The sequence below is a fragment of the Streptomyces seoulensis genome (assembly GCF_022846655.1).
Lineage (GTDB): Bacteria > Actinomycetota > Actinomycetes > Streptomycetales > Streptomycetaceae > Streptomyces.
In genome coordinates this window covers 3,516,488-3,534,398 of sequence record NZ_AP025667.1, presented here as the reverse complement: position 1 = coordinate 3,534,398, position 17,911 = coordinate 3,516,488, and the positions used below count along the sequence as shown (strand labels likewise).

Genomic DNA, 17,911 nt, shown 5'->3' with positions numbered 1-17,911 from the left:
CCCGCCCACTTCCCCGCGCCCCGGAGGCACACCGATGCGAGAGTTCACCGCCGTGGTCAATCCGACCGCGGGCGCCTCCACCGGAGCGGCCACGCTCCTCCAGGTGGCCCGGCACCTCCGCGAGGCCGGCGCCACCCTGGAGACCGAGTACAGCCACAGCCTGGCCCACGCCCGCGAGACCGCCCTGCGCGCCGGGGAGAGCGGCCGGGTCGTGCTCGCCGTCGGCGGCGACGGCATGGCCGGCGGCATCGGAGGAGCGCTCAGCGGCACCGGCGCCGTGCTGGGCCTCGTACCCGCCGGACGCGGCAACGACTTCGCCCGCGCCCTCGGCCTGCCCGCCGACCCCGAGGCCCTCGCCGGGATACTGCTGCACGCCGCGCCCCGGCACGTCGACACCATCGAGGTCGAGTCCGCCGTCCACCCGCGCACCGTCGTCCTCGGCAGCGTCTACGCCGGGGTCGACGCCCTCGCCAACCGGTACGCCAACCAGTCCCGCCTGCTGCGCGGCGCCGCCTCCTACTACGCGGGCGGCCTGCGCGCCGTGGCGACCTGGCGCACCGCCGGGTACCGCGTCACCGTCGACGGTGAGGAGCACCCGCACCGCGGGTACACCGTCGTCGCCGCCAACTCGCCCTACTACGGCTTCGGCCGCGCCATCGCACCCGCCGCCGAACTGGACGACGGCCTCCTCGACATCGTGCTGATACGCGAGGCCCCGCGCCGTCTCTTCTTCACCCTCATGAACGAGCTGAAGACCGGCGCCCACGTCCACCGCCCCGAGGTACGGGTCCTGCGCGGCCGGGAACTGCGCATCGAGGCGGACCGGCCCGTGCCCTACGGAGCCGACGGCGAGGTGGAGGCCGCGCTGCCCGTCACCGTCCGGGTCCGCCCCGCCGACCTGAGCGTGCTGTGCGCCTCCCCGGATCCGAAGGCCACGAAGCGGTAACGTCTTGCAACCGCGGGCGCCTCGACAAGGTCTGGACCGGCATGAAGATCTCTTTCCTGCTCCACAGCGCGTACGCGATCGGAGGGACGATCACCACGACCTTCAACCTGGCCGGGGCGCTCGCCGAACGCCACGACGTGGAGATCGTCTCCGTGTTCCGGAACCGGGAGCGCCCCACCTTCACCCTCGACCCACGTGTCCGGCTGCGCCCCCTGGTCGACCTGCGCGAGGAGCAGGACCACCCGGCCCACCGCGAACCCGCGCGGGTCTTCCCCCGTGTCGAGGGGCGCCACGCCGAGTACAGCAGGCTGACCGACGAGCGGATCGCCGAGTGCCTGGCCGGCACGGACGCCGAGGTCGTCATCGGCACCCGGCCCGGTCTGAACGTGCACCTCGCCCGCCAGGCGCCCGGCCATGTGCTCCGCGTCGGCCAGGAACACCTCACCTGGGACCACCACTCGCCGCAGTTGCGCACCGTGCTGCGCCGCGCCTACCGCGGCCTCGACCTGCTCACCACCGTCACCGAGGCGGACGCGCGCGCCTACCAGCGCGGCGCCTGGCTGCCCGGCGTCCGTATCGAGGCCGTGCCCAACAGCGTGCCCGAGCCCGTGCTGCCGCCCTCCGACGGCAGCGCCAGACTGATCGCCGCCGCGGGCAGGCTCGTCCCGATGAAGGACTACGAGACCCTGATCCGCGGCTTCGCGCACGTCGCCGCCGCCCACCCCGACTGGCGGCTGCGCATCTACGGCAGAGGCGAGGAACGCGACCGGCTGCGCGCCCTGATCGAGCGGCTCGGCCTCAGCGACCACGCCTTCCTGATGGGCGCGGCCGTGCCCATGGAGGCCGAGTGGGTCAAGGCGTCCATCGCCACCGCCTCCTCCAACTTCGAGCCCTTCGGCATGACCATCGTCGAGGCGATGCGCTGCGGGGTGCCCGTCGTCAGCACCGACTGCGCCCACGGACCCGGTGAGATCATCCGGGACGGCGTCGACGGACGACTCGTACCGGTCGGTGACGCCGACGCCTTCGGCGCGGCCCTGCTGGACCTCGTCCGCGACGACGAACGGCGCCGCACCATGGGCAAGGCCGCACTGGAGAACTCCCGCCGCTTCGCCCCCGAGACCGTCGTGGCCCACGCCGAACGCCTGCTGGCCGACGCCCTCGCCGCCAAGGCGGCCGGCCGCCGCCCGCCCCGCGAACCGCACGCCGCGAGCCGCCGCCTGACGGCCGGCGGCCACAGCGCCCACGACCTCGCGTACACCGCCGCCTCCCGCGCGGTGCGCACCGTGCGCGGGTGGCGGCGATGAGCACGACCAGCGACAAGGAGACCCGCGTGATCCGCGTGACCTGTGTGGCCGACGCCGACGGGCGCGTCACCTTCCACCTCCCCCTTCCCGAGCCGGACGGCAGCCCCCACCTGCTGCTGAGGGCCAGGCCGCGCAAGGGCCTGCCCGACCCGGCCGAACGCCGCCTCCCGCTCGCGGCCGGTGACGACGGCCGGGTCCGCGCCGTGCTGGAGCCGCTGCCCCCGCTGGAGGAGGGCCGCTGGGACGCCTTCCTGGTCCGCGAAGGCGACGCCGAGCCGGAGCGGCTGGCCTCCGGTCCGCTGGATCTGCGGGTCCTGGTCGACGGCGCCCGCGTCGACCGCCCGTCCCCGGTGGCGGCCCGTATCCCGTACCGCGCGCTGGACGGCTTCCTCGCCGTACGCGCCTGGCTGCGCACCGCGCACGCCGAAGCCGACCGGATCGAGGTCGGCGACCGCGCCACCGCGGTCACCGCCCGCCTGCACGGCGCCTCGTTCGGGGAAGGCCCCCTCGTACGGCTGCGCGGGCGGGGCAGCGGCGCGGAGCGCACCGTCCGCCCGGACACCGACGCGGACGGCCGGGGCTTCCGCTTCACCGTCGACCACGCCGAACTCACCGGCGGCGACGGCGCGGACGTCCGCTACTGGGACGTGGACGTCCTGCCCGCCGCCGGCGCGGCAGCCATCAGGGCGGGCCGCGTCCTGGACGACGTGGCGGACCGCAAGCAGTCCTTCGTCTACCCGGCGGCGAACACCGGCGGCCGCCACGTGCGCCCCTACTACACGGTCGACAACGACCTCTCCTTCGAGGTCACCGCCCCGTCCTGAGGCCGCGCTACGGCAGGGTCCGGCACAGCAGCGCCGCCGGACCCTGCCGGGCGCCCAGCCGCGTGGTGAAGGCGATCCCGGCCGCGTACTCGCCCACCCCGCACTGCCCCTTGTACGCGCCCTGGGCGAAGTCACCGCCCGCGCCGTCCGAGGGCCGGTTGTCCGAGCGGTCGAACCACACGGTCCGCCCGTTGCCCGCCAACGCCGTCCGGCCCGGAGCGCACAGCGCCGCCGACACCCGCTCACCGCGCAGGCCGTAGCCGATCAGGAACGCACCTGAGGGGCACTGGAACTTGGTGTAGCCGCCCGCCCAGTCGCCGCCGGAGACGAACCGCTCGTCCTTGACGACGGTCTGCGCGCCGTCCGCCGCGCGCGGATCGGTCGCCCCCGCGTCCGTGCACAGCCCGCGCCCGCCCGTGTGGCTCAGCCCGATCAGCCGCAGCCCGTCCGGGCAGGCCGCCTTGTAGGCACCCGGGTCCCAGTCGCCGGTGCCGCGCACCCGCAGCGACTCCACCGCGTCCCCGTGGTCGGTGTCCAGCATCTTCCACACTGGGGCCGCCGGCACCGGACCCGACTTCCCCGGCGTGTCCATCAGGTGCCGCCAGGCCGTGGCCCGCCAGTCGCCGGAGTCGAGCAGGCCGGAGCGGTGACCGCCCTCGTCGTAGCGCAGCAGCGCCCAGTCGTCGTGCCCGTCGAAGCCGACCAGCGGCCAGTACGCGAAGTCGGCGTCGTGGTCGGTGAAGTAGTCGGTGATGTTGCCGAACCAGGCGCGGGTCACCGGGTTGGTCTCCCCGGCCCCGGCGCCGAACTCGCTGATCCACACCGGCGCGGTGTAGTGGCGGCCCGACTCCTCCACGAAGAACGCCTCGTCGGTGAGCGCCGCGTTCAGCTCGTCGCGGGACAGGTCCTGGTAGCGGGCGTCGTGCGTCTCGCCGATGCCGGTGGCACCGCTGTGCCTGGGACCCGTGTAGCCGTAGAAGTGGGCCGAGTAGACCAGCTTGTGGGAGTCGACCAGGGTGTGGGAGAGGGTGCGGGCCGGGGACAACTGTGGTCGGCCGTGGGGGAGTCCGTCCACCGGGAGGCCGGTCCAGTTGATGCCCTCGATCACGATGAGGAGCCGGGGGTTGGCCTCGGTCAGGATGCGGTCGCCGGCCGTCCGGGCGGCCGCGTACCAGTCGTGCTCGTCGCCCAGGCCCCAGTTGGGATCGTCCAGGATGTCCCTGCGGACCTCGTTGTAGAGGTCGGCGCCGACCACGCCGGGCACCGAGGCGTAGCGCCGGGCCATGAACACCCAGTCGTCGGCCCACGCTCCGGTGGACTGGCCGCTGTTCCAGCGTTCGTTGCCGTCGACACCGCAGCACCAGCGCGAGGTGTTGGTGTGGTTGTTCAGGATCACCGCGAACCCCGCCTGGCTGAGCGCGTCCACCACGGCGTCGTACACCTGCAGCGGAGTCTTCCCGCGCAGAGCTGGGTTGGCGGTCACCGCCGCGTCCGGCACCGGGGCCGTGCGGTGGACCAGTTCGTTGGAGAACGGCAGCCGGATGGTGTTGACGCCCAACTCCCGGAAGTCGGAGAGCAGTCGGGGCAGCGGCACCCGGTCGAGTCCGAGCGGGATGTCGTGCGCGTCCTGGCCCGCGTGGTGGTTCGCCGGGTCGGCGGTGCTGCCGCTGCCGTTCCAGGACCCTTGCGCGCCGTCCCAGTTGGCGGCCTTCAGGCGGAACCGGTTCCCCCGGGCGTCCACGATGTACCGGCCCTGTGTGGAGAGCGGGGCGGACCAGTCGGCGGCCGCCTGCGTGGCCGGGTGCGCGACCGGCACCGGGCTCGGTGCGGGTGCGGCGTGTGCCGTGATGGTCATGGCGGAGGCGAGCAGTAACCCGGCGGCGGTGGCGGCCAGACGCAGGGAACGGGGTGCGGTCGGCATGGGGGCGGCCCTCGGCTGTGATGGGGGTGGGATCACGGAATGCGTGGAGCGCAGTGTCCACCACGCCGCACCCGTCGCGGAAGGCGTCGCACAGCCGATCGCGTCACAGCCGTTCACACCCCAACTCTCAGCTTTGCAGGGCGAGTTCGGCCCAGATGGTCTTGCCCCGGTGTTCCCGCCGCGTGCCCCAGCGCTCGGTGAGCTGGGAGGTGATCGTCAGACCGCGCCCGTGCTCGTCGTCGTCCTCGGCCTGACGCAACTGCGGTGCGGTGCTGCTGTCGTCGGTGACCTCGATGATCAGGCCCTGGTCGCGGACCAGGCGCAGCCGGATGGGCCCCTCGGAGTAGCGGACCGCGTTGGTGACCAGCTCGCTGACCACCAGGGCCGCGGTGAACGCCAGGTCCGGCAGGTGCCAGTGGCCGAGCCGGTCGTCGGTGCGTTCCCTGGCGAGGGAGACCGCCTGCGGCTCGTTCGGCAGTGACCAGGAGGCCACCTTGTCGGCGCCCAGGGTGAGTGTGCGGGCGACCAGCAGCACACCGTCGTCGGCCGGGTGGTGCGGTGCCAGATCGTGCAGCAGGTCGTGGCAGATGTCCGGCAGCGGCCGGTCCTGCGGGCACAACGCCGTGGTGAGCCTGGCCAGTTGGTCCCCGGAGTCCGGGCTGGCGTCCCGCAGCAGCACCGGGTTGCACAGCACCATCAGCGTGCCCGCGGGCACGTCGAAGTGCGCCGCGTGATAGCGGGGCGCGCCCCGGCCCAGGGCCGGGCCGACCGGGATGTGCGCGAAGGTCACCGGCTCGCCGGGCCGGGCCACGGCGGGCGGCGGGTGGCCCGCGCTGGCCACCGTGCACCGGCGTGCCACCGGGTCGTAGACCGCGTACAGACAGCAGGTGCCCGCGCGCAGGCTGTCCAGGGACTCGTCCGGGTGCCGCGACTCCTCCGAGTCCAGCCTGCCCACCAGGTCGTGCAGTCGCTCCAGCAGTTCCTCGGGCGGCAGGTCGAGCGAGGCCAGCGCGCCGATCGCGGCCCGCAGACCGCCCATCGTGACGGCGGCCCGGATACCCCGCGTGGGCGGCTCCCCGACGACCAGCGCCACCCGCGCCCCGGACAGCGGGATGATGTCGAACCAGTCCCCGCTGGTACTGCTCGGCAGATAGCTGTGCGCCGTGGCCACCGCACTGTGCCCCGGCACGTGTGCCGGCCGCAGGCTGAGCTGGAGGATGCGGGCCACCGACCGCTCCCGGGTGTACAGGCGCGCGTTGTCCAGGCACAGCGCGGTGTGCCGGGTCAGCTCGGTGGCCAGCCGCAGGTCGTCCTCGGTGAAAGGCGCGGAGCCCCGGCCGCGGTAGAAGCGCGCCAGGCCCAGCACCCCGCCCCGCGCGGCCAGCGGCACCGCCATCTTCGAGTGCGCGCCGTTCTCCTGCGCCACCTCCTGCCCGGTGCGGGGCGCGGACCCGCTCTCCAGTGCGTCGTGCTCGGTGATGAGCACCGGCCGCCGCTCGGTCAGCACCTCCTTGTAACGGGAGGTGAGACCCGGCTCCAGCACACAGCCGACCTCCACCGCCCGGTGCCCGTTCGCCGCGTGGACCGACCGGTACCCGGCACAGCGCAGCAGCAGATCCTGGCCGAGGGAACCCACGTCCGGCACATCGCCCCGCAGCACCGCGTCCAGTACGTCGATCACCACCGTGTCGGCCAGGTCGGGGACGCTGATGTCCGCGAGCTCCTGCGCGGTGTGCACCGTGTCGAGGCTGGTGCCGATCCGGGCGCTCGCCTCCCGCAGCACGCTCAGCCGGATCCGCGCCCGGTGCCGGTCGGTGGCGTCCACCACGCTCAGCGCCACCCCCGGCATCCCGTCGGCCGCGTCCCGCAGCCGGAACGCGGACAGCGCCAGCACCCGGTCCGGCGCCTCCGGCGTGGCCCGGCCGGCCACCTCCACGTCCCGCCGGGGCTCCCCGGTGGCCAGGACCTCGTGCAGCATGGCCTCCACGGGCGCGTGGTGCAGACCGGTCGCCCACTGCTCCAGCGGGCGGCCCAGCGCACCGTCCAGCGGCAGCGCGCCGAAGTCGGCGGCCGCGTCGTTGTAGCCCACGAGCCGCAGCGCGCCGTCCAGCACGTACAGCGGGTGCGGCGAGTCGGAGAACAACGCGTCGAGCACGGCCCTGTCCAGGTCACGACCCCGATCCGCAGCCCTGTTCTGCGATGTGTTCACCCCTCCAGACTGCGCCCGCGAGCGGCACCATGTCGTGCGGACCGGGCCCCGCGCGCACCGTTCGTGCCCCCGGCCCATCTGTGCCAAGCTCGTGACATGACTCCCGCGAACACGACGGGCAAGGAAGGCACCACGCTGTACTACGGCGACCTCTCCGCGCCGCACGTGCTCCAGGTCTTCCTGGAGATGCGCGACCGTGCCTCCGCCCGTATGGCCAAGACCCTGCTCGACACGATCCGGCAGGGTGCCGACGACGGAAAGTACGCGGTGAAGTTCCACTTCGCCGGGACGATGGACGACACCGTGGGCGGCAACGGCGACCAGCGCGCGCTCAGCGCCCTCGCCGCCGCGAGCGACGAGGGGCAGAAGCAGTTCGTCGAGTACCTCGGCGCCCTCTTCGACCACCAGCCCTTCCCGCCCGGCGACGACAAGTTCTCCCAGGGCTCGGTGCTGCTGTCCGTCGCCGGTGACGTGGACGGCCTGCGCTCCGACGACTTCGACAGCAAGGTCTCCGACGAGACCTATCTGACCTGGGCCGGAGAGTCCATCGCCACCTTCGAGACCTTCGGCCTGCCCGGCACCCCGGCCGTCTGGTACGACAAGGAGAACATCCCCGTCACCACGGTCGAGGGCGAAGTGGACACCGACCCGCAGAAGTTCCTCGCCGCGATCAAGACATCCTGACCGCACCGGGTGCGCGGCCCGGCCGCTGGGTAGGGAACGACCGTCCGGCCGTCGGGCCGGGCGGTCGACGCGCGTCCGGCGGGCGCGCAACGGAGGGGCGGCACATGACGTTCGAGCGGGAGGCCGACGGCGGCACGGTGCGGGCGGTCGCGGTGTACGACGGACGACTGCTGCTGGTGACACAGGGGGAGGGCGCCGCCTGGACGCTGCCCTCCGGTGCCGCCCAGCCGGCCGAGACGCCGGGCGCGACCGCCGAGCGCGTCGTCCATGAACTCACCGGCTACCTGGTCGACGGCACCGAACCGCTCGGCCCGCCGGAGGGGGAGTCCCCGGACGCCGTCCCGGCCGTGGTGTGCCAACTGCTCACCGACTCGCCCTCGAGCGGGGCCTCGCTCCCCGCCGGGCAGATCCGCTGGGTCTCCTTCGAGGACGCCGAGCAGGACACGCTGCCCCCGGCCGTGCGCGCCTACCTCCAGGGCCACAGACCCGTCTGAGAGCCCACCCGCACACGGGAGTCACGGTCAGTGGTGGAGGAGCCGGGCCAGCAGCAGATAGGCGCGCTGTTCGGCCGCCGCGAGCGCCGCCGGGTCGATGCCCGCCGACAGCAGTTCGCCCGCCGCCGCGTCGTCCGCCTCGCGCAACTCCACCACGGTGACGGCGAGATGGACCGGGATCACCGGGTGCGGCGGCCGGGAGCGGAACGCCAGCGCCCGCTCGGCGCGCTCGGTCGCCTCGGTGCACTGCGCGAGCGCCCGCTCCACCCGCACCGCCGCCCGGTCGTGCACCACCACCAGCGCGCACACCAGCCCGATGGCGATACCGAGCAGACTCCCCAGGCCCCGGTCCACGATCAGCTCCTCGGGAGACTCCGGGTCGGCCAGATCGCTCAGCAGCAGCGCCAGCGGGGTCAGGAAGACGACGCCCAGGCCGTAGTTGCGCACGACCATGTACTCCATCAGGAACTCCAGCGCCACGATCACCAGCGCCAGCAGCACGGGCTCCGGATGACCGGCCAGCACCCCGAGGGCGATCATCAGGCCGAGGGCCGTGCCCAGGGTGCGCTGGACCGCCCGCTGGACCGTGGTGCGGACGTTGACCGAGTGCAGCACGGCCGCCGCCGAGATCGCGGCCCAGTAGCCGTGCCCCAGACCGAGCGCCAGCGCCGCCCCGCCCGCCACCAGCGTGCCCAGCACCATCCGCAGCGCCGGCACCAGCAGCACCGACGCCGGCTTGCGCCCGCCGGGCCGCCCCCGCACCAGCACCCAGGCCCGCCGGGCCGCCGGATCGTCCGGCACCGGCGCGCGCGGCGAGAAGCGGCGGCCCGGCTCGCGGGGCAGGGAGGAGTACGCGGCCAGGTCGGACAGCACCTGCGGATACCGCTGGTGCCGGTCGGCCAGCATGCCCGCCTGCCTGCGCAGCAGCCGGGCCAGCTCCGGCGGGTCGACCGGGGTGCCACGGGTGGAGTCGATCAGCAGTGACCAGGAGAGGTCGGTCAACCGCACACAGGTGTTGTCCTCACCGGGGCGCTTCGAGGTGGTCGGCGGCGCCAGTCCGAGCGAGTCGTACGCCTGGAGCACCGCCGCCGTCGCCCGGTGCCGGGACCGGCCCACCCCGCCCCTCGCCGTGTCCAGCAGCTCGGCGAGCTGGCGCAGCGCGGCCGCCACCGCCAGCCGCTGAGGCCGCTCGGGATGGACCAGGCGGCCCAGCAGGGCCAGCGCCCACGCCATCAGCGACCCGGCCGCGGCCAGACAGGCGCGCGGCAGCACCTCGCCCGGCGTGGTGGTGGCGTTGGCGGACACCGCGAAGGAGAACAGCAGCAGGATCGCGCCCAGCCCGCCGAGCCCGGTCGCGTCGCACACGTACTTGCACACGCCCGCCACCAGCGCCGTCGCCGCGACCACCACCGCCGCGCCGGCCACGCTCGACCACGGACGCGCCACCGAGGCCAGCGCCGAACCGAGACCCACGCACGCCGTCATGGCGAGCGCGACCCACCCCAGCACCCGCGCCCGGCGGCGGTAGGGCAGATTCCGGCCGAACGTCGTCGTGAACGCCCCGAGCATCCCGTACACCGCGAGATCGGGCCGTCCGGCCAGCACGACCGGCAGGCCCGCCAGCGCCATGGCCAGCGCCGCGCGCACCGCGAACAACAACGCCCCGTCCACCCGCTGGAGGGCCAGCACCCCGCGCGGGAAGAGCACATGCGCCAGACCGGAGGTGTCCCACCGGCGTCCGCCGCCGGTATCGGCGGGGGAGGAACGGCGCGAAAGGGGCATGCTCGGTGTATACCACCTGACCCCGCCCGAGTCCTGATCGACTTGTGCGCCCCGTCAGGCGCCCGGTGTCATCTGCCGGGCCGGAAGCGGCGGATGGGGGTAGCGTGAGGGCGTATGAGCACGTGGCTACCGGTTTCCGCGGTTCCCAGGCTCGGCGGCTCTCTCGTCGTCGGAGCGATCGTCGGCCTTGCCGTCGGCCTGACCGGCCATCCGGCACCGCTCGCCATCCTGTCCGGCATCGCCGCCGTGGGCACCGTCTTCGTGGTCGCCGGCTGGATCGTGATGTGGCCCATGGACGCCGACGCCACCCACGCCAACGCCCGCCGTGAGGACTTCCGGCCGGCGCTGGACGAACTCGTGGTCGTCGGCGTCTCGCTGTGCGGGCTCGGCGGCATCGTGCTGATGCTGGTCGCTCACCGCTCCAACACCGACACCGGCGCCGCCGCGGCCATCGCGCTGCTCGGCGTCCTCATGGCCTGGGCCGCGCTGCACCTGATGTACACGACCCGCTACGCCTACCTGTACTACGGCCCGGCGCACGGCGGCATCGACTTCAACTCCGATCTGGCGCCCGCCTACCCGGACTTCTTCTACTTCAGCTACAACCTCGGCATGACCTACCAGGTCTCCGACACCAGCGTGTCCAGCCCGCTGATCCGCGCGGTGGCGCTCCGGCACTGTCTGCTGTCTTACCTCTTCGGCATCAGCGTGCTGGCCACCACCATCAACCTGGTCGCGGGCGTCGTCACCGGCTGAGCCGGGCCCGTCAGCAGGCGCCGACCCACTCCGTGGCGCCGTCCGCGAAGATCTGCCGCTTCCAGACCGGCACCTCGTGCTTGAGGGTGTCGATCAGCTTGCGGCACGCCGCGAACGCCTCGGCGCGATGCGGGCAGGAGACCGCGGTGATCACCGCGACGTCCCCGATCGCGAGCAGGCCCGTCCGGTGCACGGCCGCGAGCGCGCGCACCGGGAACTCGGCCGCGATCTCCTCGGCCACCCGGCGCAGCTCCTGCTCGGCGGTGGGGTGCGCGCTGTACTCGAGGGACGAGACGGACTTGCCGCCGTCGTGGTCGCGGACCGTGCCGACGAACAGCGCGGTGCCGCCGGCGGCGTCGTCACCGACCGCCGCGTACACCTCGTCGAGGGAGAGCGGGGTTTCGCGCAGGCCGAGCAGGCGGACGGGGGAGGGGAGCAGGTTCGGGGAGGTGTGCAGCGACATGGCGTGATCCGGTTTCCGGGTGCGGGGGAACAGGGGAGGAACGGCGGACGCGGGCTCGGTCAGCCGCCGGCGAAGGGCGGGAGCACCTCGACCGTGGCACCGTCCCGCAGCGTGACCGAGGCGTGGTCGCGGACGCCGACGGGGTCGCCGTCGACCAGGAAGGAGCAGACCTTCAGCACCTGCGCGAAGCGCGGCCGGTCGGCGTGGCGGGACCGCGCCTGCTCCAGTGCCTGGGCGAGGGTCCCCGCCCGGTAGGACTCCTCCGCCGTGCCTGCCGCCCCCTTGGCCGCCGCCCAGTAGCGGATGGTGCCCGCGGGTGCCGTCATCGTCTCCATGTCCTGCGCCTTCTTCGAGGGGTCGGTCGTTCTTCGGTGGATGGGGTCCCGGTCAGCCGGTGGGCAGCGGCAGCAGCTCCACTGCCTCTCCCGCCGCCGCGCCGCCGGGCGGGACCACGGCCAGCGCGTCGGCGAGAGCAAGTCCGCGCAGCATCGCCGGGCCGTCGTACGGCAGCGGCGCCACCCCGGTGCCCGCGCGGCGCACCGGCAGCAGCCGGGTGTCGCGCGGATGGCCGGGCAGCGCCTCGGCGGTCACGGCACTGTGCGGCTCCGGGTCGGCGTGGCCGCCGAGCGCGCGCAGCAGGGGGGTGGCCAGGGTGGCCGTACCGGCCACGGCGGCCAGCGGGTTGCCCGGCAGCCCGACCAGGCGGCGGACGCGGCCGTCCTCCGCGGCGGGCAGCTCGGCCAGCAGCATCGGGTGCCCCGGCCGTACCGAGACGGAGTCGACGACCATGCGGGCGTCCAGCAGCCGCAGCGTCTCGTGCAGGAAGTCCACGGGTCCGGCCGCCGTGCTGCCGGTGGTGATCACCACGTCGGCGGGGGAGTGGGCCACGGCCTCCCGCAGCTCCTCGAGGCGGTCGGCGACGCGATGCCGGCCGATCACCTCCGCGCCCAGACCGCGCAGCCAGGACGGCAGCAGCGGGCCCAGCGCGTCGCGGACCCGGCCGCCACGCGGCACCCCGCTGTCCAGCAGCTCGTCGCCGAGGACGAACAGCTCGACGCTGGGACGGCGGTGCACCACCAGCCGGTCGTAGCCGCTCGCGGCAGCCAGCCCAAGGACCGAGGGCGTGACGCTGGTACCGGCGGGGAGCAGCGGCTCACCGCTGCGGCACTCCTGCCCGCGCGGGCGCACGTCGTGGCCCTCGGGGAGCGGCCCGGCGGTGGGGGCGGCGAGGTGGAGCAGGCTCGTGGACCGCTCCACCTCGCCGTGCTCGCGGCGCAGTACGGCGCTCGCACCCGGCGGCAGCGGCGCGCCGGTGGCGATCGGTACTGCGGTGCCGGGCGCGAGCGGCTCCGGCTGCTGACCCGCGAGCACGCCCCGCCCGCCCAACTGCCAGGGGCCCGGACCGGACACGGCCCAGCCGTCCATGGCGGAGGTGGCGAACGGCGGCAGATCGGTGAGCGCGGTCAGCGGCTCGGCCAGCGCGTGGCCGAGCGCGTCCTCAAGGGTGCGCGGCACACCGGGCAGCGGGTTCCCGGCGGCGGCGCGCGCCAGGGACCGGGCCCGCTGCCAGGAGGGGTGGTGTGCCGGGAGGCCGGTCATAGCGCCGCCGCGCCGTTCTCACGCTCGGCGGCCCACTGCTCGGCCAGCTCGGTCACCTTGCGGTTCGCCTCCGACACCGTGCCGGCGCCGCCGGCCTGGAGCGCGGCGGCGTAGCCGACCAGGAAGGAGGTGATCGGGGCGGCCGGGCGGGCCACCTCGTGCGCGACCACCTTGGTCATGTCCAGCAGCTCGGCGATGTCGACATCGAGGTCGATGCCCAGCTCGGCCTTGGCCGCCGCGATCCATTCGTGCATCCGGTTCACTTCTTCGATCCTCACGTCGTCGTCGGTACCGGGGGCGTCGGTACCGGGTTCTTCGGTACGGGGCTCAGCCGCCGATGGCCGACATGGGCCGGTCGGGACGGCGGAAGTCCGCGCTGTTGATGGCGTGGCCCGGGCCCTTGACGGCGATGCAGGAGCGCCACGCGGCCTCCAGCGCGTCGTCGTCGGCGCCCGCGCGGAGCAGGGCGCGCAGGTCGGACTCCTTGGTGGCGAACAGACAGTTGCGCAACTGTCCGTCGGCGGTGAGCCGCACCCGGTCGCAGTTGCCGCAGAACGGGCGGGTGACGCTGGCGATGACACCGACGACCGAGTCGGTGCCGTCGATCCGCCACTCCTCGGCCGGTGCGTTGTCCTCACGCGGCACGGGGGTCAGGGAGAAACGCTCGCCGATCCGGTCCAGGATCTCGGCGGCGGTGACCATCTTCTCCCGCTCCCAGGCGCCCTGGGCGTCCAGCGGCATCGACTCGATGAACCGCATCCGGTAGCCGTTGTCCACGGCGAAGGCGGTCAGGTCCGCGATCTCGTCGTCGTTGACCCCGCGCACCGGCACGGCGTTGACCTTGACCGGGTCCAGACCGGCGGCGCGGGCCGCGCGCAGCCCCTCCAGCACGTCGGTGAGCCGGTCGCGGCGGGTGATGGCGGCGAAGCGCTCCGGGCGCAGGGTGTCCAGGCTGACGTTGACCCGGCCGAGCCCGGCCTCCCGCAGCGCGACGGCGGTACGGGCGAGCCCGATGCCGTTGGTCGTGATGGACAGGTCGGGCGCGGGGTCCAGGGCGGAGATGCGGGCGATCAGACCGGGCAGGCCCCGGCGCACCAGGGGCTCACCGCCGGTCAGTCGGACCTCGGTGATGCCCAGGCGCCCGGTGGCGATGCCGACCAGGCGGACGATCTCGTCGTCGCTGAGCAGCTCGTCCTTGGGCAGCCAGGCCAGGCCCTCCTCGGGCATGCAGTAGGTGCAGCGCAGATTGCAGCGGTCGGTCAGGGACAGCCGCAGATCGGTGTGGACACGGCCGAAGCGGTCCACCAGCGGCTGTGGGGCCACGCCCCGACGCATACCGGTGACGGCGGTGTCGCTGTGCTGGTCGGTGAGCGGTCGGGACACGGGCCTGCCTTCTTCCTGTGCTGCCGGTAGGCGGTCGTACGGTGTGCGGTCTTCCTCCGCCGGGCGGCGGTCGTCCGGACGTGTCGTGCGTGCTCCGGGCCCCCGCACCGGTGCCCGGAGCGCGGGCCCGTCGCCCGATGGCCGTACCCCGCGCCACATGCCGCGGACCGCCCGGCCGGCGCCGGGGACGCCGCCGGGCTCGACCAGGCGCGGCCGCGGCGAGACGCTTCGGCGACGCCTGCGCGGCCGGGACACACTCCGATGATCATCTCGGTCGGCGGCCCGGACGGCGGACATCGCCACGCCGTCGGCCGCCTCCCCCCGGCCCGCGCGCTCGGCGCGGGCACGGGAGAGACGGCGCAGGGCGCGGCACGTCATGGCGCGTCGGGTGTTCACGGCGCGACGCGGTGGACCGGTGCGTGGGCGTGCGCGCTGACGGGGATGTGCTGGACGCCGATCCGCTTGCGGAACACCCAGTAGGTCCAGCCCTGGTAGAGCAGCACCAGCGGGGTGGCGAACCCGGCGACCCAGGTGATGATCCCCAGCGTGTACGAGCCGGCGGCCGCGTTGGTCGCGGTCAGGCTCCAGTCCGGGTTCAGGCTGGACGGCATGACCTCGGGGAACAGGGCGAGGAAGAGCATCGCGGTGGACGCCACCACGCTCAGCCCGGAGGCGATGAACGCCCGGCCCTCGCGGGCGCCGAAGTTGAAGCCGAGCGACACCAGCACCGCGAGGACGGCGACCGCCTCGGCGACCAGGCTGCGCACGTTGCCGGTCTCGACCTGGGTCCAGGTCAGGAAGGCGAGCAGCAGCAGGACGGTCAGCACACCGGCGTTCTGGGCCAGATGCCGCGCCCGGTGCCGGATGCTGCCCACCGTCTTCAGCGAGGCGAACACCGCGCCGTGGAAGGTGAAGAGCACGGTCGTGGTCACACCGCCCAGCAGCGAGTACGGCTGGACCAGCTCGGACAGGCCGCCGTGGTACTCGTGGTCGGCGCCGATCGGCAGGCCGTGGACCATGGCGGCGAACAGCACGCCCCACAGGAAGGCCAGCACCAGCGAGGTGACGAAGACGATCGCCTCCCAGTTGCGCTTCCAGCGCTCACCGTCGCGCTTGTGCCGGTACTCGAAGGCCACGCCACGCAGGATCAGGCAGATCAGGATGACGAACATCGGCAGGTAGAAGCCGCTGAACATCGTGGCGTACCAGTCGGGGAAGGCGGCGAAGGTGGCGCCGGCCGCGGTGACCAGCCACACCTCGTTGCCGTCCCAGACGGGGCCGATGGTGTTGAGCAGGACACGGCGCTCGGTCTCCCCGCGGGCGAGCACGCGGGTCAGGATGCCTACGCCGAAGTCGAAGCCCTCGAGGAAGAAGTACCCGACCCACAGCAGGGCTATGACGAAGAACCAGAGGTCATGGAGATGCACGGTTCCGGACTCTCTCTAACTGATCAGTAGGCGAAGGCGAGCGGCTTTTCGGCGTCCCCGGGGGCGCCTTCGAGCGTCGACGCGCCGCCGAGCTTGATGTCCCGTAGCGGTGGCCGCTCGGAGGTGACCGGCCCGCCGCCCGCGTACTTCACCAGCAGCTTGAGTTCGACCACGGCGAGCGCGATGTAGAGCAGGCTGAAGCCGATCAGCGTGATGAGCTGCTCGGTGAGCGAGACGTTCGGGGAGACCGCGTCGACGGTGCGCAGCAGGCCGGTGACGGCCCAGGGCTGACGGCCCATCGCGGTGAAGATCCAGCCGAAGGAGTTGGCGATCACCGGGAAGGCGAGGGTGAAGATGCCGGCCCGCCAGGCCAGCCCGCTCATCACCGGACCGAGCTCGCGGTTCCTGGTGAGCATCAGGCGGGGCACGTCGAAGGAGCCGGTGCGGTGCTCGGGGGCGACCCAGAACTTCCGCCGCGTCAGCCAGAGTCCGGCCGCGCCCAGGCTGAAGGAGGTCATGCCGAACAGGATCATCGCCCGGAAGCCCCAGTACGTCATGGGGACGTTCGGGATGTACTCGGCGGGGGAGCCGCCGTACGCGGCCGCCTCGGCCTTGGCCGTGTCGTTGATGCCGGGGACCGCCGAGTGGAAGTCCTTGTGCGCCAGGAACGAGAGCAGGCCGGGGACCTGGATGTCGACGCTGTTGCGCTGGTGTTCGACGTCCGGGACGGAGAACGCGGAGAAGGGGGCGGGTGCCTCCTTGTCCCACAGCGCCTCGGCGGCGGCCATCTTCATCGGCTGCTGCTCGAACATCACCTCGCCGAGCTTGTCACCGCTGATCGCGGTGCCCAGACCGAAGACGACGGCCAGCACCAGACCGAGGCGCAGCGAGGTGCGCATGGCCGCGACCTGCTTGAGGTCGTTGGGCCGGCCGCGACGCTGACGCCGGGCGGCGCGGTACAGGTGGATGGCGGAGATGCCCATGACGAAGGCGGCGCCGGTCAGGAACGCGGCGGTCAGCGTGTGGGCGACCACCACCAGGTTGAGCTTCTGGAAGAGCACCGCGCCGATGTCGGTCAGATGCGCCTTGCCGTGCGCCTTGTCCAGGCTGAAGCCCACCGGGTTCTGCATGAAGGAGTTGGCGGCGAGGATGAAGTACGTCGACAGGATCGTGCCGATCGAGACCATCCAGATGCACGCGCAGTGGATCTTCTTGGGCAGCTTGTCCCAGCCGAAGATCCACAGTCCGATGAAGGTGGACTCGAAGAAGAAGGCCAGCAGGGCCTCCAGCGCGAGCGGTGCGCCGAAGACGTCGCCCACGAAGCGGGAGTAGGCGGACCAGTTCATGCCGAACTGGAACTCCTGCACCAGCCCGGTGACGACACCCATGGCGATGTTGATCAGGAAGAGCTTGCCCCAGAACTTGGTGGCGTGGAAGTACTTCGTCTTACCCGTGCGTACGTACGCCGTCTCCAGTCCCGCCGTGATCGCCACCAGGCTGATGGTGAGGGGCACGAACAGGTAGTGGTAGACGGTGGTCATCCCGAACTGCCATCGCGCGATGGTGTCCGGGGCCAATGCCAGGTCCACGGCAGGTCTCTCCTCAACTCCGCGGGCGCCGCTCGCGCCAGGGAAGCGCGGGTCACCGCCGGAGGGTGAATGTGAATATGTCGGAAATCACCCTGAATGCGACATCTTGTGCGGGTCGCGTCCGGGGGTGAAGCATTGCCCCGCCCGTGGTCGTTATTCCTGCGGCGGTGAATGCTCGATTGCTGTCCGTCGTTCAGCGTCGACCAATTTCCCGTCCAAGTCAAAGAGGGGTGGTCGATCGAGTAATAGGTGGTACTTATCCTTGCTCCGAGGGGCGCGTCGAGCCGCCTGCCTCACCCGCATTGTGCCTGGTCCGGGGCGTGCTTGTCACAGTGGGGGAGTGGTCCGGCCGCCCTCGGCGGCAGGCGGGAATCCGTCCGCCGGGAAGAATGTGAGATGCTCCGGGGGCGGGCAGATGCGGAAGATAAGCGGTACCTATCGCGTGATCGAAATGGCCTCTTTGACTTTCGTCCGCGGAATCAAAGAAAATGCTCAGGCAGCGGGATTCGGATTCACGAATCTCGGAC

At 72.9% G+C, this 17,911-nt stretch carries 16 protein-coding genes; 6 read left to right on the top strand and 10 right to left on the bottom strand.

The window, feature by feature from the left end:
* Positions 1-34 precede the first annotated feature (34 nt).
* From HEK131_RS16290 to HEK131_RS16280, 3 genes are read left to right on the top strand one after another with little or no spacing between them, the layout of a single operon-like run.
* Positions 35-946: a diacylglycerol kinase family protein gene (locus tag HEK131_RS16290; RefSeq protein ID WP_217462191.1), complete on the top strand. Its 912-nt coding sequence runs from the start codon at positions 35-37 to the stop codon at positions 944-946.
* Positions 947-987: 41 nt separating this feature from the next.
* Complete coding sequence (locus tag HEK131_RS16285) at positions 988-2,253, top strand: glycosyltransferase family 4 protein (protein ID WP_244335854.1); 1,266 nt, start codon at positions 988-990, stop codon at positions 2,251-2,253.
* Positions 2,250-3,077 (top strand): transferase, encoded by an 828-nt coding sequence (locus HEK131_RS16280; RefSeq protein WP_244335853.1) that lies wholly within the window; start codon positions 2,250-2,252, stop codon positions 3,075-3,077. The genes HEK131_RS16285 and HEK131_RS16280 overlap by 4 nt, the downstream gene beginning before the upstream one ends.
* Before the next feature lie 7 nt (positions 3,078-3,084).
* Here the strand turns inward: HEK131_RS16280 and HEK131_RS16275 are convergent, their stop codons facing one another.
* Together HEK131_RS16275 and HEK131_RS16270 are read right to left on the bottom strand one after the other, a co-directional pair.
* Positions 3,085-4,998 (bottom strand): glycoside hydrolase family 5 protein, encoded by a 1,914-nt coding sequence (locus HEK131_RS16275; RefSeq protein WP_244335852.1) that lies wholly within the window; start codon positions 4,996-4,998, stop codon positions 3,085-3,087.
* Positions 4,999-5,125: 127 nt separating this feature from the next.
* Positions 5,126-7,153, bottom strand: coding sequence for a SpoIIE family protein phosphatase (locus tag HEK131_RS16270; RefSeq protein ID WP_244335851.1), 2,028 nt, complete (start codon positions 7,151-7,153; stop codon positions 5,126-5,128).
* A gap of 150 nt (positions 7,154-7,303) precedes the next feature.
* On the opposite strand from HEK131_RS16270, the gene HEK131_RS16265 reads away from it, so the two are divergent.
* Together HEK131_RS16265 and HEK131_RS16260 are read left to right on the top strand one after the other, a co-directional pair.
* The gene (locus HEK131_RS16265) at positions 7,304-7,891 is read left to right on the top strand and encodes a thioredoxin domain-containing protein (protein WP_217462186.1); all 588 of its coding nucleotides are present in this window, start codon (positions 7,304-7,306) and stop codon (positions 7,889-7,891) included.
* A gap of 104 nt (positions 7,892-7,995) precedes the next feature.
* A complete protein-coding gene (locus tag HEK131_RS16260) occupies positions 7,996-8,385 on the top strand; it encodes an NUDIX hydrolase (RefSeq protein WP_244335850.1) in 390 nt (129 codons plus the stop codon).
* A 27-nt stretch (positions 8,386-8,412) separates the two neighbouring features.
* Here HEK131_RS16260 and HEK131_RS16255 read toward each other — a convergent pair whose 3' ends face one another.
* The gene (locus HEK131_RS16255) at positions 8,413-10,167 is read right to left on the bottom strand and encodes an FUSC family protein (RefSeq protein WP_244335849.1); all 1,755 of its coding nucleotides are present in this window, start codon (positions 10,165-10,167) and stop codon (positions 8,413-8,415) included.
* A gap of 114 nt (positions 10,168-10,281) precedes the next feature.
* Between HEK131_RS16255 and HEK131_RS16250 the strand changes: the two genes are divergently transcribed.
* A complete protein-coding gene (locus tag HEK131_RS16250; RefSeq protein ID WP_217462183.1) occupies positions 10,282-10,923 on the top strand; it encodes a DUF1345 domain-containing protein in 642 nt (213 codons plus the stop codon).
* 10 nt (positions 10,924-10,933) lie between these two features.
* Here the strand turns inward: HEK131_RS16250 and HEK131_RS16245 are convergent, their stop codons facing one another.
* The 7 genes from HEK131_RS16245 to HEK131_RS16215 form a co-directional block, all read right to left on the bottom strand.
* Complete coding sequence (locus HEK131_RS16245; RefSeq protein ID WP_244335848.1) at positions 10,934-11,386, bottom strand: molybdenum cofactor biosynthesis protein MoaE; 453 nt, start codon at positions 11,384-11,386, stop codon at positions 10,934-10,936.
* 59 nt (positions 11,387-11,445) lie between these two features.
* A complete protein-coding gene (locus HEK131_RS16240) occupies positions 11,446-11,721 on the bottom strand; it encodes a MoaD/ThiS family protein (protein ID WP_217462181.1) in 276 nt (91 codons plus the stop codon).
* Positions 11,722-11,773: 52 nt separating this feature from the next.
* Positions 11,774-12,985 (bottom strand): molybdopterin molybdotransferase MoeA, encoded by a 1,212-nt coding sequence (locus HEK131_RS16235; protein WP_217462180.1) that lies wholly within the window; start codon positions 12,983-12,985, stop codon positions 11,774-11,776.
* Positions 12,982-13,263, bottom strand: a complete 282-nt coding sequence (locus HEK131_RS16230) for a DUF6457 domain-containing protein (RefSeq protein ID WP_308409210.1) — start codon at positions 13,261-13,263, stop codon at positions 12,982-12,984. Before HEK131_RS16230 ends, HEK131_RS16235 begins: the two co-directional genes overlap by 4 nt.
* Positions 13,264-13,312: 49 nt before the next feature.
* Positions 13,313-14,320: a GTP 3',8-cyclase MoaA gene (gene moaA, locus HEK131_RS16225; protein WP_217462290.1), complete on the bottom strand. Its 1,008-nt coding sequence runs from the start codon at positions 14,318-14,320 to the stop codon at positions 13,313-13,315.
* Positions 14,321-14,760: 440 nt separating this feature from the next.
* Positions 14,761-15,795, bottom strand: coding sequence for a cytochrome d ubiquinol oxidase subunit II (gene cydB, locus HEK131_RS16220; RefSeq protein WP_217462179.1), 1,035 nt, complete (start codon positions 15,793-15,795; stop codon positions 14,761-14,763).
* A 23-nt stretch (positions 15,796-15,818) separates the two neighbouring features.
* Positions 15,819-17,384 carry a cytochrome ubiquinol oxidase subunit I gene (locus HEK131_RS16215; protein ID WP_217462178.1) on the bottom strand — a complete coding sequence of 522 codons (1,566 nt, stop codon included), beginning with the start codon at positions 17,382-17,384 and terminating at the stop codon, positions 15,819-15,821.
* Positions 17,385-17,911: the final 527 nt, after the last annotated feature.

Bases quoted from the DNA above. Each gene is read 5' to 3' on its own strand.
- HEK131_RS16290 (WP_217462191.1), top strand. From the start codon at position 35: ATGCGAGAGTTCACCGCCGTGGTCAATCCGACCGCGGGCGCCTCCACC.
- HEK131_RS16285 (WP_244335854.1), top strand. From the start codon at position 988: ATGAAGATCTCTTTCCTGCTCCACAGCGCGTACGCGATCGGAGGGACG.
- HEK131_RS16280 (WP_244335853.1), top strand. From the start codon at position 2,250: ATGAGCACGACCAGCGACAAGGAGACCCGCGTGATCCGCGTGACCTGT.
- HEK131_RS16275 (WP_244335852.1), bottom strand. From the start codon at position 4,998: ATGCCGACCGCACCCCGTTCCCTGCGTCTGGCCGCCACCGCCGCCGGG.
- HEK131_RS16265 (WP_217462186.1), top strand. From the start codon at position 7,304: ATGACTCCCGCGAACACGACGGGCAAGGAAGGCACCACGCTGTACTAC.
- HEK131_RS16260 (WP_244335850.1), top strand. From the start codon at position 7,996: ATGACGTTCGAGCGGGAGGCCGACGGCGGCACGGTGCGGGCGGTCGCG.
- HEK131_RS16255 (WP_244335849.1), bottom strand. From the start codon at position 10,167: ATGCCCCTTTCGCGCCGTTCCTCCCCCGCCGATACCGGCGGCGGACGC.
- HEK131_RS16250 (WP_217462183.1), top strand. From the start codon at position 10,282: ATGAGCACGTGGCTACCGGTTTCCGCGGTTCCCAGGCTCGGCGGCTCT.
- HEK131_RS16245 (WP_244335848.1), bottom strand. From the start codon at position 11,386: ATGTCGCTGCACACCTCCCCGAACCTGCTCCCCTCCCCCGTCCGCCTG.
- HEK131_RS16240 (WP_217462181.1), bottom strand. From the start codon at position 11,721: ATGGAGACGATGACGGCACCCGCGGGCACCATCCGCTACTGGGCGGCG.
- HEK131_RS16235 (WP_217462180.1), bottom strand. From the start codon at position 12,985: ATGACCGGCCTCCCGGCACACCACCCCTCCTGGCAGCGGGCCCGGTCC.
- moaA (WP_217462290.1), bottom strand. From the start codon at position 14,320: ATGCGTCGGGGCGTGGCCCCACAGCCGCTGGTGGACCGCTTCGGCCGT.